This window comes from Streptomyces sp. NPDC107575, from assembly GCF_055657265.1.
Map to the genome: position 1 here is coordinate 475767 of NZ_JBVKBG010000001.1, position 13033 is coordinate 488799.

At 71.3% G+C, this 13033-nt stretch carries 11 protein-coding genes; 8 read left to right on the forward strand and 3 right to left on the reverse strand.

Annotated elements, in window-relative coordinates; genetic code table 11:
• The first annotated feature begins 197 nt into the window (after positions 1-197).
• Positions 198-1034: a TIGR02452 family protein gene (locus ACZ7L4_RS02220; RefSeq protein WP_472098935.1), complete on the forward strand. Its 837-nt coding sequence runs from the start codon at positions 198-200 to the stop codon at positions 1032-1034.
• Here ACZ7L4_RS02220 and ACZ7L4_RS02225 read toward each other — a convergent pair.
• Positions 1019-1474 (reverse strand): type II toxin-antitoxin system PemK/MazF family toxin, encoded by a 456-nt coding sequence (locus ACZ7L4_RS02225; RefSeq protein ID WP_472098937.1) that lies wholly within the window; start codon positions 1472-1474, stop codon positions 1019-1021. The genes ACZ7L4_RS02220 and ACZ7L4_RS02225 overlap by 16 nt on opposite strands.
• A 71-nt stretch (positions 1475-1545) precedes the next feature.
• Here ACZ7L4_RS02225 and ACZ7L4_RS02230 point away from each other — a divergent pair, with 71 nt between their 5' ends.
• Both ACZ7L4_RS02230 and ACZ7L4_RS02235 read left to right on the forward strand, forming a co-directional pair.
• Positions 1546-2619, forward strand: a complete 1074-nt coding sequence (locus ACZ7L4_RS02230) for a glycosyl hydrolase family 18 protein (RefSeq protein WP_472098939.1) — start codon at positions 1546-1548, stop codon at positions 2617-2619.
• 40 nt (positions 2620-2659) lie between these two features.
• Positions 2660-3700: a LacI family DNA-binding transcriptional regulator gene (locus ACZ7L4_RS02235; protein WP_472098941.1), complete on the forward strand. Its 1041-nt coding sequence runs from the start codon at positions 2660-2662 to the stop codon at positions 3698-3700.
• Positions 3701-3795: 95 nt separating this feature from the next.
• Here the strand turns inward: ACZ7L4_RS02235 and trxA are convergent, their stop codons facing one another.
• Positions 3796-4203: a thioredoxin gene (gene trxA, locus ACZ7L4_RS02240; protein WP_450813323.1), complete on the reverse strand. Its 408-nt coding sequence runs from the start codon at positions 4201-4203 to the stop codon at positions 3796-3798.
• A 152-nt stretch (positions 4204-4355) separates the two neighbouring features.
• On the opposite strand from trxA, the gene ACZ7L4_RS02245 reads away from it, so the two are divergent.
• The 4 genes from ACZ7L4_RS02245 to ACZ7L4_RS02260 all read left to right on the forward strand — a co-directional run bounded on the left by ACZ7L4_RS02245 (position 4356) and on the right by ACZ7L4_RS02260 (position 10439).
• A complete protein-coding gene (locus ACZ7L4_RS02245; protein ID WP_472098943.1) occupies positions 4356-5783 on the forward strand; it encodes a dihydrolipoyl dehydrogenase family protein in 1428 nt (475 codons plus the stop codon).
• A 397-nt stretch (positions 5784-6180) separates the two neighbouring features.
• Entirely contained in the window at positions 6181-7950 is a 1770-nt protein-coding gene (locus tag ACZ7L4_RS02250) for a coagulation factor 5/8 type domain-containing protein (protein WP_472098945.1), read from the forward strand.
• A gap of 193 nt (positions 7951-8143) precedes the next feature.
• The gene (locus tag ACZ7L4_RS02255) at positions 8144-8653 is read left to right on the forward strand and encodes a hypothetical protein (RefSeq protein ID WP_472098946.1); all 510 of its coding nucleotides are present in this window, start codon (positions 8144-8146) and stop codon (positions 8651-8653) included.
• Between the two features lie 55 nt (positions 8654-8708).
• Complete coding sequence (locus ACZ7L4_RS02260) at positions 8709-10439, forward strand: family 43 glycosylhydrolase (protein ID WP_472098948.1); 1731 nt, start codon at positions 8709-8711, stop codon at positions 10437-10439.
• 36 nt (positions 10440-10475) lie between these two features.
• Here the strand turns inward: ACZ7L4_RS02260 and ACZ7L4_RS02265 are convergent, their stop codons facing one another.
• The gene (locus tag ACZ7L4_RS02265; RefSeq protein WP_472098950.1) at positions 10476-11675 is read right to left on the reverse strand and encodes an FAD-dependent monooxygenase; all 1200 of its coding nucleotides are present in this window, start codon (positions 11673-11675) and stop codon (positions 10476-10478) included.
• Between the two features lie 125 nt (positions 11676-11800).
• Between ACZ7L4_RS02265 and ACZ7L4_RS02270 the strand changes: the two genes are divergently transcribed.
• Positions 11801-12988 carry a PucR family transcriptional regulator gene (locus tag ACZ7L4_RS02270; protein WP_472098952.1) on the forward strand — a complete coding sequence of 396 codons (1188 nt, stop codon included), beginning with the start codon at positions 11801-11803 and terminating at the stop codon, positions 12986-12988.
• Positions 12989-13033: the final 45 nt, after the last annotated feature.

Below are 13033 nucleotides of genomic sequence, written 5' to 3' on the forward strand. Positions count from 1 at the left end.
GCGACGCAGATCCCCACCCAAGACGGTTCGGGCGGCTCGCACAAGAGTGCCTCTGGACATCCCCGGGACTTCTTCGGGACTTCTTCGGGCCCTCCCAGGGGCTTCGCCGGGCGCGGCGAAAACCTGTTGCCCACGCGGTCACTGTGCGTACACGATGGATTCATGAAGGCGACGGGGGAGACGACGGGGGACGCGGCGTGAGCGCACGACTGCGCGAGCTGGCGCGGAGCACGGAGCGGATCGTCGACTCGGGGGAGTACATGGGCGACGGGGGCCGTGTGGTGACGATCGGCGCCGCGGTGGCACGGGCGCGGGCGGGCACCAGGATGTACGGGCCCGACCCGGTGCCCGTGCCACCGATGTCGCCGGCGGACCGGGCGGACGTCGAGGTCACGGGCGAGAGCAGCCTGGAGGCGGGGCGCCGCATGACGGGGGAGCGGCCGGAGCCGGTCGCCGTCCTGAACTTCGCCTCGGCGCGCAATCCCGGAGGCGGCTACCTCAACGGGGCGCAGGCGCAGGAGGAGGCCCTCTGCCGCTGCTCCGCCCTGTACGCGTGCCTGACCGAGGTGCCCGGGTTCTACGCCCACCACCGCGAGCATCGCGACGCGTTCTACACCGACCGCGTCATCCACGCCCCGGCCGTCCCGGTGTTCCGCGACGACCAGGGCCGGCTCCTCGACGCGCCGTTCGAGGCGGGGTTCCTGACGTCACCGGCGCCGAACGCCGGAGTGATCGTGCAGCGCGCACCGGAGCGGGTGCACGAGATACCGACGGCCCTGGCCGCGCGCGCCGAGCGCGTGCTGGAGGTCGCGGCGGCCGAGGGCTACCGCAGGCTCGTCCTCGGGGCCTGGGGCTGCGGAGTGTTCCGCAACGATCCGGGGCAGGTGGCCGAGGCATTCCGGGCCCTGCTCGAAGGGCGTTTCGCGCACCACTTCGAGCAGGTCGTGTTCGCCGTCCTCGACCGTGCGAAGGGCGCGCCCACCCGCGCCGCGTTCGAGCGCGCTTTCGACCGGGCGGATCAGCGCCAGCCGTAGCGCTCCCGCAGCCGCAGCACCACCGTGTTGAACCGGCCGCGGTCGAGCGCGCAGGCCTCGCGGCGCATCCCCTTCTCGTGCACCCGAAGCACGCGGTCCAGGTCCACCCACGAGTCCCGGCCGTCCCGGTCCCAGGGCCCCGAGCCGAGCGCCACCCACTCGCGGTCGCCGTCGTGCCGCTTGCTGGACAGCTGCACCGCCAGCAGTGTGCCGTCCGTCTCCCGGGCGACCACGAGCACCGGGCGGTCCTTGCCGCGCCCGTCGTTCTCCTCGTACGGCACCCAGGTCCACACGATCTCGCCGGGGTCCGGGTCGCCGTCGTGCGCGGGCGCGTACTCGGTGCGCACCCTCCCCACCCGGGTCGGCTCGGCCTCCACCGTGGCCGTCGCGCCGCCGCGGCCCGGGTGTTCGTACGCTTGGTCATCCGTATAGGCAGTCACGCGGGTCACGTTAGACGCCGACCGGCCCAATCCCTGCGGCGGGTACGCCGGATGAGCCGCAGGCTCGCCCCATGAAACGACGTCACACCACCGCCCTCTGCGTCCTCGCCGGAACCCTCGCCCTCACCGTCGCCGCGCCCGCGGGCCCCGCCGCCTCCGAGGCCGCACCCCCGCGGACCGTCTCCGCGTGGCTCCCGTACTGGGACCAGGAGGCCGCCTACCGGAACGCCCTCGACCACGCCGCACAGATCCGCACCATCAGCCCCTTCTGGTACCAGACGAAGTCCGCGGCCCGCGTCGCAGGACACACCGGCGCGGGCGAGCGCCGCATCATCAACGGACTGCACGCCCGCGGCATCGAGGTCGTCCCCACGGTCATGGAGACGATGAAGCCGGGCGCCCTGGCCAAGGTCCTCAACAGCGAGAAGTCCCGCACCCGGCACATCGACGCGCTCCTCGACGTCGTCCGCAGCCGCGCCTACGACGGACTGGACATCGACTACGAGTCGATCGCCGTCGCGTCCGACGACAAGTACCGGTCGGTACGCGCCGGTTACACGGCCTTCGCCACCGAACTCTGTGCACGCCTGCACGCCTCCGGCAAGAAGTGCTTCCTGACCGTCATGCCCAAGACCCGTTCGACGGGCCGCGTCTGGGACTACGAGAAGCTGGGCGCCGCCGCCGACCGCGTGCGGATCATGGCGTACAACCTGCACTCCGCGGAGGGCAGGCCGGGACCGCTGGCCTCGCCCCAGTGGTACGACGAGATCCTCTCCCGCGCGACCGCCCAAGTCCCGCGCGCCAAGCTGGAGATGGGGATTCCCGCCTACGGCTGGAACTGGAAGGTGGGCGGCCCCCACGGCGGCGGCAAGCACCGCGCCCGGCACGTCACCTCGAAATCCGCCGAGGCGCTGCGCCGCAAGGTCGGCGCCCGCTACGCCCTCGACCCCGAATCCCGCACCCCCCACTTCACGTACACGCAGGGCAAGGGCAAGAAGGCCATCCGCCGCACCGTCTGGTACCAGGACGCCGCCGGCACCGCCGCACACCTCCCCGTCCTGCGGAAGTACGGCGTACGGAACACGGTCCTGTGGGCGCTGAACTTCGAGGACCCCAAGCTGTGGAAGACCCTGGCGCGGGGGTAGACGCGGCCGCTGGGCGGCGTCTGCAAGGATGCCGTACGTCATGGTGCAGATACCGAAGCAGCAGCCCGCCCAGCCGTCCGCGCCGACCCCGCCCGGGTCCGGCGCCCTGCCCACGAGCGCCGATGTCGCACGCCTCGCCGGGGTCTCGCGCGCCACCGTCAGCTACGTCCTCAACAACACGAGCGCGGTCCGCATCAGCGAGCCGACGCGGCGGCGCGTCCACGAGGCCGCCAAGGAACTCGGCTACGTTCCGCACGCCGCCGCCCGCAGCCTGCGCGCGGGACACACCCGGATCGTCCTCGTGCCGACCCCCGACGTCCCCATCGGGCCCCTGTACAGCGCCTTCCTCAACGAACTCCAGTGGGCGCTGAGCCGCCTCGACTACACCGTCGTGCAGTACGGCAGCGTGGGCCTCGGCGGGGACGCCGCCGCCCGCGCCTGGGCCGAGCTGCGCCCGGTCGCCGTGCTGGGCCCCGTCGGGATGGGCCCCGACGGCATCGCCGTGCTCCGCCGCTCCGGCGCCCGCGCCGTCATCACGCTCGGCCCGGAGCCGGTCGAGGGCGCGCACGCCCTGCTCACGGACCACCGGCAGGTCGGCAGGGCCGCCGCCGCGCACCTCCTGGCCCGCGGCCACCGGCGCATCGGCGTGGTCGTGCCGAAGGAGGCGGGCCTCGACGTCTTCGCGGTGCCGCGCCTGGAGGGCGTGCGCCAGGCGGGCGCGGAGGCCGTGCCGCTGCCGCTCGCGTACGACGAGCAGGACGCGGCTCAAGTCGCCTCCCAGGTGGGGGAGTTGGGGCTCGGCGCCGTGTTCGCGTACAACGACGAGTACGCCATGCTGCTGATGAGCGCGCTGCAGGACGCGGGCGTCGCCATCCCCGGCGACGTCGCCGTGATGGGCGCGGACGACCTGATGCTCGGGCGGCTGCTGCGGCCGCGGCTGAGCACGGTGCGGCTCGACCTGCCGTCGGGGCGGGAGCTGGCGGAACTGGTCGACCGGCTGGTCAGGGACCCGGACCGGGACGGGGAGCCGGCGCAGCGGGAGGCGCTGGCGGTGACGCTGGTGGCGCGCGATTCGGCCTGAGGCGCGCTCGCGGAACCGGGGCCGGACATGCCACGAGGCGGCCGCCCCATCGGGGCGACCGCCTCGCGCGCATTCGAGTGACGGGGGAGGGAGCCTCAGGCTTCCTGGCCCGGCCCCTGGCCCTCCTGCTCGGCCTTCGCCTGCTGCTCGGCGACCGACTTGCGGACCTCGTCCATGTCCAGCTTGCGGGCCTGGCCGATGACGTCCTCGAGCGCCTCCTTGGGCAGCGCGCCGGGCTGCGCGAACACAGCCACCTGGTCACGCACGATCATCAGGGTCGGGATCGACTGGATCCCGAAAGCGGCGGCCAGCTCCGGCTGGGCCTCGGTGTCGACCTTGCCGAACACCAGGTCCGGGTTGGCCTCTGCGGCCTGCTCGTAGACCGGGGCGAACTGCTTGCAAGGCCCGCACCAGTCAGCCCAGAAGTCGATCAGTACGAACTCGTTCTCCGTAACCGTCTGATCGAAGTTCTCCTTGGTCAGCTCCGTGGTGGTGCTGCTCATGGTGTTTTTCCCTCTTCCTGCTTCCGGGGTTCGGGGCGAAGCCGTAGGGGGCAAAGCCGCTGTGCACAACCGTCCGCATGTCGGACGTATTCCGCGCTCGTACCCATGTGCTCGGCACGCACACATCCGACCACACTGAGAGACTGGGGCGCATGACGGAAGCCAACGCGTACGACGTCGTAGTGCTCGGAGCGGGTCCCGTCGGCGAGAACGTCGCCGACCGCGCGCGGGCCGGTGGGCTGAGCGCCGCCATCGTGGAGAGCGAGCTCGTCGGCGGTGAGTGCTCGTACTGGGCGTGCATGCCCAGCAAAGCGCTGCTCCGCCCGGTGATCGCCCGCGCCGACGCCCGCCGGGTGCCCGGCCTGCGGCAGGCGGTGCAGGGCCCGCTCGACGCCCCGGCGGTCCTCGCGCACCGCGACGACTACACCTCGCACTGGAAGGACGACGGCCAGGTCGACTGGCTGAAGTCCATCGGCATCGACCTCTACCGCGGCCACGGCCGCCTCGACGGACCGCGCCGCGTCACGGTCACCGCGGAGGACGGCACGGTGACGACTCTCACGGCACGCCACGCGGTGGCCGTCTGCACGGGCACGCGTGCCGCCCTGCCCCCACTGCCGGGCCTGGACTCGGTCAAGCCATGGACCAGCCGGGAGGCCACGAGCGCGGACCGGGTGCCGGGCCGCCTGCTGGTGGTCGGCGGCGGCGTGGTCGCCACCGAGATGGCGACGGCCTGGCAGGCGCTGGGCTCGCAGGTCACCGTGCTCGTACGGGGAGGTGGCCTGCTGGAGCGGATGGAGCCGTTCGCGGGCGAGCTGGTGGCGGACGCGCTGCGGGAAGCGGGCGCGGACCTCCGCACGGGCGTCTCGGTGAATTCGGTGGAGCGCAACGCCGCCGGCACGGTGGTGGCGACCCTCGACGACGGCACGACCCTCGAAGCCGACGAGATCCTCTTCGCGACGGGCCGCGCGCCGCGCACGGAGGACATCGGCCTGGAGACGGTGGGCCTGAAGCCCGGCTCCTGGCTGGACGTCGACGACTCCCTCCGCGTCACGAACAGCACCTGGCTCTACGCGGTCGGCGACGCCAACCACCGCGCGCTCCTCACCCACCAGGGCAAGTACCAGGCGCGCATCGCGGGCGCCGCGATCACGGCCCGCGCGCAGGGCGTCCCGCTCCTGGAGTCCGACCGCTGGGGCGCCCACGCCGCGACGGCCGACCACGACGCGGTCCCGCAGGTCGTCTTCACCGACCCCGAGGCCGCGAGCGCGGGCCTTACCCTCGCCGAGGCGGAGGCAGCGGGCCACCGGGTCCGCGCGGTCGACTACGACATGGCGAACGTCGCAGGCACGGGCCTCTACGCCGACGGCTACACGGGCCGCGCCCGCATGATCGTCGACCTCGACCGGGATATCCTCCTGGGCGTCACGTTCGTCGGCCCGGGCGTCGGCGAACTCATCCACTCCGCGACGATCGCCGTCGCGGGCGAGATCCCGATCGACCGACTGTGGCATGCGGTACCGGCGTATCCGACGATCAGTGAGGTGTGGTTGAGGTTGCTGGAGACGTATCGGGGCTGAGCGTAAGCCAGTGACCGCAAATGGCCTCTGCGGCCCGGCCGTTGATGCGGTCCGCGCCGCGAAGGCCGGTCGATGCGGCAGTCCCTGAGGATCCCCTCGCCGCGGCGAGGGGATCCGGCTCTCGTCCACTCATCCAGGGCGCGGTGGTCTGTCGCTGGAGCGCAAGTGCTCGCGGGGCGCCGCAATGCGGTCGAGGCCGCTGGAGCACTGGAGCGCGCCCAGGGGTGGGGAAAGTCGGGCGCGATCCGCAGAGGGGTTGTACCACCCCCTTCCGTCACTTCGTGAACTAAGTTGCGCGGCACCTCTTGACTCAAGGTTCACAGCACTGAAGCATGCGTCGCCAAGAGAGCGCTCCCACACCCCCCACTCGTTCATTTCCTGAACCAGGAGAGCCGCTGTGACTCGCTTCCCCCTGCCCTTGTCGCGCCGCAGAGTTCTCGGCGCGGCCGCCGCCGTCGGCGCCGCGCTGCCCGTTCTCGGGGCGACGTCGGCGCCGGCCGCGCCCGCGCGGCGCAAGCCCCTCGCCGCAGGCGGTGACCTCGGGCCCAATGTGATCGTGTTCGACCCGTCCACGCCCGGCATCCAGGCCAAGCTGGACGAGATCTTCAAGCAGCAGGAGTCCGCCCAGTTCGGCGCAGGCCGGTATCAACTGCTGTTCAAGCCGGGGACCTACAACGGGCTCAATGCCCAACTCGGCTTCTACACCTCGATATCCGGCCTCGGACTGTCCCCGGACGACACCATCATCAACGGTGATGTGACCGTGGACGCGGGCTGGTTCGACGGCAACGCCACGCAGAACTTCTGGCGCAGCGCCGAGAACCTGGCGCTGGTGCCGGTCAACGGGACCAACCGGTGGGCGGTCGCCCAGGCCGCCCCCTTCCGCCGCATGCACGTGCGCGGCGGCCTCAACCTCTCCCCGGACGGCTACGGTTGGGCCAGCGGCGGCTACATCGCCGACAGCCGCATCGACGGCACTGTAGGCCCGTACTCGCAGCAGCAGTGGTACACCCGCGACTCCTCGGTGGGCGGATGGCAGAACGCCGTCTGGAACATGGTGTTCTCGGGAGTTGAGGGAGCCCCCGCGCAGAGCTTCCCGAACCCTCCGTACTCCACCCTCGACACCACCCTCGTCTCCCGCGAGAAGCCCTTCCTGTACCTGGACGGCGCGGACTACAAGGTGTTCCTGCCGGAAAAGCGGACCAACGCGCGCGGCACGACCTGGGGCAGCGGGACACCACGCGGCACCTCGCTCCCCTTGAGCCAGTTCTACGTCGCCCAGCCCGGCGCCGACGCGAGCACCCTCAACGCCGCCCTCGATCAGGGGCTCAATCTGCTTCTCACACCCGGCATTTACCACCTGGACGCGCCCGTGGAGGTGAAGCGCGCGGGCACCGTCGTCCTCGGTCTCGGCTATGCCACCCTCGTCCCGGACGGCGGTGTGACGGCGCTGAAGGTGGCGGACGTCGACGGCGTGCGGCTCGCCGGGTTCCTGGTGGACGCCGGGACCGTCAACTCTCCCACCCTGATCGAGATCGGCCCGCAGGGCGCCTCCGCGGACCACTCCGCCGACCCGATCACCATGCAGGACGTGTTCGTCCGCATCGGCGGCGCCGGCGCCGGCAAGGCCACCACCAGCCTTGTCATCAACGCCCGGCACACCATCGTCGACCACACATGGGTGTGGCGCGCCGACCACGGAGAGGGCGTGGGCTGGGACACCAACCGAGCCGACTACGGCGTCGTCGTCAACGGCGACGACGTGCTGATGACCGGCCTGTTCGTCGAGCACTTCAACAAGTACGACGTCCAGTGGAACGGCGAACGCGGCCGCACCATCTTCTTCCAGAACGAGAAGGCCTACGACGCCCCGAACCAGGCAGCCATTCAGAACGGCGATCTGAAGGGCTTCGCCGCCTACAAGGTCGCCGACTCCGTGACGAGCCACGAGGGTTGGGGACTCGGCTCGTACTGCTTCTACAACGTCGACCCGACCATCGTGCAACACCACGGCTTCGCCGCTCCGAACACACCGGGCGTGAAGTTCCACGACCTGCTCGTGGTGTCACTGGGCGGCAAGGGCCAGTACGAACACGTCATCAACGACATCGGCGCCGCCACCTCGGGCAGCGACACCGTCCCCTCGACGGTCGTCTCCTACCCCTGACGGATGCCATGCGGGCCCCGGACGGTCGGCTGCCACGGCACCGGCCGGCCGTCCGGGGTCTTCCGCACGCGCGTAGACCCTGGCACGATCTGGGCCGATCCACCTGCACCACAGCTGTCACATCCCGCTCAGGACTCAGCACTCAGGACTCAGTACTCAGCACCCAGGCACTGGCAGGAAGGTCGCGATCCCCATGCGTATCCGCTCCGTGTTCACCGCGCTCGCCCTCACCACGGGCGCTCTCATCGCCCCCGGATTCGGGGTGCTGACGACCTCGACCGACGCGTTCGCCGCCACGAAGATCTCGCACGCCACGGCGACGTCGATGTTCCGCTCGGTCGGGATCACCTGGTCGTCGTCCGGCGGTTGTTCCGACCGGAACGTCTCCACGTGCACGTCGTTCGAGCAGCTCAATCTCGCCACCGCCCAGGGCGCCCAGACGCTGAAGAAGGCCAGCGCGTGCGCGCTCAACATCACGGGTGGCACCGAGACCGGCCACGCGAGCGGCACGTACTCGCACTGGAACGGCTACAAGCTCGACTTCGGCAAGAGCACCTGCGTCACGAACTACGTCAAGAACCACTTCACGTACATCGGCCTGCGCGGCGACGGCGCCCCGCAGTACAAGGCCGGGTCCGGCAACGTGTACGCGGACGAGGGCAACCACTGGGACGTGACGTTCTACAACTGCGGAGGCTGCTGACCACCCACTCCCCGCAGCATTCCTTGTCCGTAGGTGAGTTGAAGAAGGTGCTGTCATGAGTCATGAGCCCGCGCGTCCCTCGATCCCGCCCGCCCGGCGTGCCGTCCTCGGTGGGACGTTGGCCATCGCCGCGGCGGCTCTGGCGCCGGGCGTCGCCGTCGCGGCTCCACGGCGCGGAGCGCAGGTCACCGACGCCACGTACGCCAACGACGCGGAGACGTCCGGCGGCGACCCCTACGTGCTGTTCGACGAGCCCAGCGGCTACTACTACGCGTACTGCACGGGCGGTTCGGACGACGGCTACTACTTCGGTGTGCACCGCTCGCCCGACCTGGCGACGTGGGAGCGACTGCCGGGCGGCGCGCTGCGCGCGGACGACCCGAAGCAGTGGGGCAAGGACTGGTTCTGGGCGCCGGAGGTCTACCGCAATCCCGAGACCGGTCTGTACTTCCTGTTCTACGCGGCCCGCATGGGCAGTGCCATGGGCGAACAGTACTTCGGCTACGCGGACTTCGAGGAGCCGTGCTCCATCGGGGTCGCGGTGTCCCGCACGCCCGAGGGCCCGTTCCGCAACATCGCCGACCGGCCGATCGACTACCACCCGTACAAACCGGATTACCACGACGTCAACCTCATCATGGGCGACGACCAGCTCACCCCGCCGGCCACCGAGGAGGAGGGGCGCACCGCGCCGCTGGGCTCGTACATCCCGATGATCGACGCGAATCTGCTCTTCGACGAAGGCCGCATTTACCTGTACTTCTCCAGCAACGCCTACCGCAATTGGGTGTGGGACACCGGCCTCGGCAAGTACATCGAGGAGTCCAACATCGCGGCCGTCGAGCTGACCACGCGCTGGTGGCGGGACCCCGAGGGCGCGACCATGCCCACCATCCATCCGCGGTACGTCGATTCCAACGCGCGGACCAGTGCCTCCGGCGCGCGGCGCCGAGACGGATTCGTTCCGGTCCTCACCTATGCCGCCGACCCGCAGGCCTGGGAGGACGCACACGTCAACGACCATGCGACATCCGGCGGTTCGAAGAAGGACCGCCGCTGGGAAGAGGGCTCCACCGCCTGGCGGCACGACTACGTCCACGCCGGTGAGCGGCGGACTCTCTACTACCTGACCTACTCGGCCAACAACTTCGAGAACCAGTACTACGGCGTGGGCTACGCCGTCGCGGACCATCCGCTGGGCCCGTGGCGCAAGTACGAGCACAACCCGGTCCTGTCGCAGAGCCCCGACGTGGGGATGTACTCCACCGGCCACGGCAGCCTGACCACCTCACCCGACGGCAGCGAGCTGTACTACGTGCACCACGGCCGTACGTCGCCCACCTCGCCCGACCGCATCGTCTACACCGAGCGGCTGCGCATCGACGACCATGCCGGCGGTCTCCCACGCCTCACCATCGACCAGTCCACCGGCGACGAACCGGTGCCGTCCGGGACCGCCCCGTTCACGCTCACCGCCCGGCCGGTCGCGGTGCACGTGGGCGGGACGGCGGACGTCGTCTGCTCGGTGCGCAGCGCCGCGGGCGCCGCGTTCGACCTTTCGGCACCGGAGAACCGGCTGCGGGCCGAACTGCGCCCGGCCGGCCCGGCGTCGGTGAGCGTCGAGAACGGCAAGGTGACACTCCGCGGCCTGCGCAGGGGCACGGCACGCCTCATTCTGGTGTACCAACGGCGCCGGGCGGACGGGACGTACCGCGACGTGCACCAGGCACGCCGCGGGGGACGCCCGGAGGCGGTGACGGTGACCGTGCCGGTCGTGGTGCGGTGAGGTCGGCACGCTGCCAGCGGGCGACATGATGGTGTGTCAGTCGCGATCGGCCGCGTACTGGTGGATCCAGGCGAGGTGGCGCTCCCACGCGTCGGGTGCGCCGAGGCGCCCGTTGCGCGCGTCGGCGCGGGCCCCGTCGGGAAGGTGCAGCACGTCGGCGGTCGTGATCGAGGCGACCTGCACCTTGCGGGTGCGCTCCAGACGCCGCTCCTGGTAGCGCAGCCGTGCCCGCTCCCAGTCCTCGCCACGGGTGAGTGCGTCGGTCAGACAGTCGGCGAGGACGATCGCGTCCTCGATCGACTGGTTCGCGCCCTGGCCGTGGTGGGGCACGAGCGCGTGCGCGGCGTCGCCGAGCAGCGTGATGCGTCCCTTGCTCCACTGGTGCAGAGGCGGCCGGTGGAAGAGTCCCCAACGTTCCGTGGCCGGCGCCGCGTTGATCATCTGGAGGGCGGCGGGGTGCCAGCCCTCGAAGGCGGCAGCATGTTCCCCGGGCGAAGCGGGTGCGAGCCAGGCCTGTTCGGGCCATGGCCCCTCGAGCCGCTTGACCAGCAGGAAGTTCTGCTCGCCGCTGCCGATCGGGTAGTGCAGCAGATGGCCGCCAGGACCCATCCAGAACTGGATCGCCTCGGGGTCCGGGAGCAGGTCCAGGTGCTCGGGCCCGACGATGCCGCGCCAGCCGTAGCAGCCCGAGAAGCGGGCGTCGTCGTAGCCGACGACTTCACGGCGCAGCAACGACTTCGCGCCGTCGGCGCCGATGACCAGGTCGGCCTCGGCACGGTCCCCGTCGGCGAAGTGCAGGACCGCCGCCGCGGGCCCGGTGTCGTCGACGCGCACCAGACGCTTCCCCAGGTGGAGGCCGGCGCCGCCGAGGGCGCCGGCGAGCAGCTGCTGGAGATCGGCGCGGTGGATGCCGTAGTAGGGCGCGCCGCACCGCGCCCGGTACGCCTCGCGGGACAGCACCCTGCCGATCACGCGGCCGTCCCGGCCGTCGCGGAAGACCAACCCGTCGACGTCGGCGGCCTTCCGCGCGAGCCCCTCGCCGATGCCGGTCCGGTCGCGGAGGAAGCGGGTCGCGTTGGCCGACAGCGCGACCGCCGCACCCACTTCGCGCAACTCCTCGGTCTGCTCGTACACATGAGGTTCAAGGCCCCGCCTGCGCAGCTCGACCGCGAGGGTCAGACCTCCGATGCCCGCGCCCACGATGGCGATCCGCCGCCCTGAGTCCACACCCGTCATGCTCGACCCCTCTCGCTCGGTGAGCACGACCCTAGGCGGGGTGTGCGGCGCCCGGCATCGGAACGTGGTGGCAACCTTCACCACCGCGTTCCGACAGTCTGTCGGAGCGTGTCTACGATGCGTCCATGCAGCGGACACCCGACCTCGACGACGCGGTCCAGGACCTTTCCGAGGCCGTCGGGCACCGGCTCGTCCTCGTCGACGAGTCGATGCGCGTGGTCGGCTACTCCATGCACGAGAGCGAGACCGACCGCCGGCGCCTTTCGCACGTCCTGGCACACAGCGATGCGTGGGAACCGCCGCGAACGGACAGCCGTGCGTACTGCGTCGAGTCGGTTCCGGTGCTCGGCGACTGCCTCTTCCTGCGGCTCGCCGACCGGGACCGCCGGATCAGGGGCTACTTGGTGCTCGTGCTCGGCACGGAGCGCGTTCCGGCAGACGCGCTCGACACACTCCTGGAGGCGGGCCCGTCCCTCGGTGACCTGCTGGCGCTCCGCGGCCTGCGGGCCGAGCAGGAGTTCGCGCGCTCGCGGAGTCTGACCGTCGACCTGGTCACCGGTGGCCCGGAGCGGCGGGCGGCCGCGGCCGAGGCGCTCGTAGCGGAGCGGATCCTCAGCGCATCGGGGCGGTACTGCCCGGTCGTGCTCGGCACCGACCCGCGCACCGCGTCACCCCGCGACGGCGAACGGGCGGCTCTGGCCGTCACGGTGACGCTCGGGTTCGTGGCCCGTGCCTCGACCGCTTCCGCGGCCGGTGCGCCGCTGCCCGACGGGCTGGGTGTCCTGCTCTTCCCGCGGCCGGTCGTCCAGCAGCGGCTGACCCGTATCCTCGAACAACCGCAGGTCGCGGGCGTACGGGCCGGCATCGGTCCCCTGGTCGGACTCGCCGACGTCCACCGTTCCTTCGAGCGCGCACGGCTGGCCTGGCGTGCCTCCTGCTTCGCACCGCACGACCACCCGACCGTGACCGACTGGGAACAGGTGGGCCTCGACGGCACGCTCGCCCGGCTGCCGCTGGAGACACTCGGCGTCGACGAGCTGCCACCGCCGGTCCACCGCCTGCTCACCGCAGGCCTCGGCCTCGAACTCCTGACGACGCTGGACTGCTACCTCGACAGGGGCGGCGACGCCCAGCAGACCGCCCGGGTGCTCAGCATCCACCGCTCGACGCTCTACTACCGGCTCGGCAAGATCCGTGCCGCTGTCGGAGCCGACCTCGGCGACGGCCGGCTGCGCCGCGAGCTCCACACGGGGCTGAGGATCGCCCAGCTCGCCGGTCTCGGGCCGTGGGACGGCGCGCAGCCGGTTTCGTAGCGGCACCGCATCAACTCGCCCGATTCGGCGGCACGTTCACCCGCA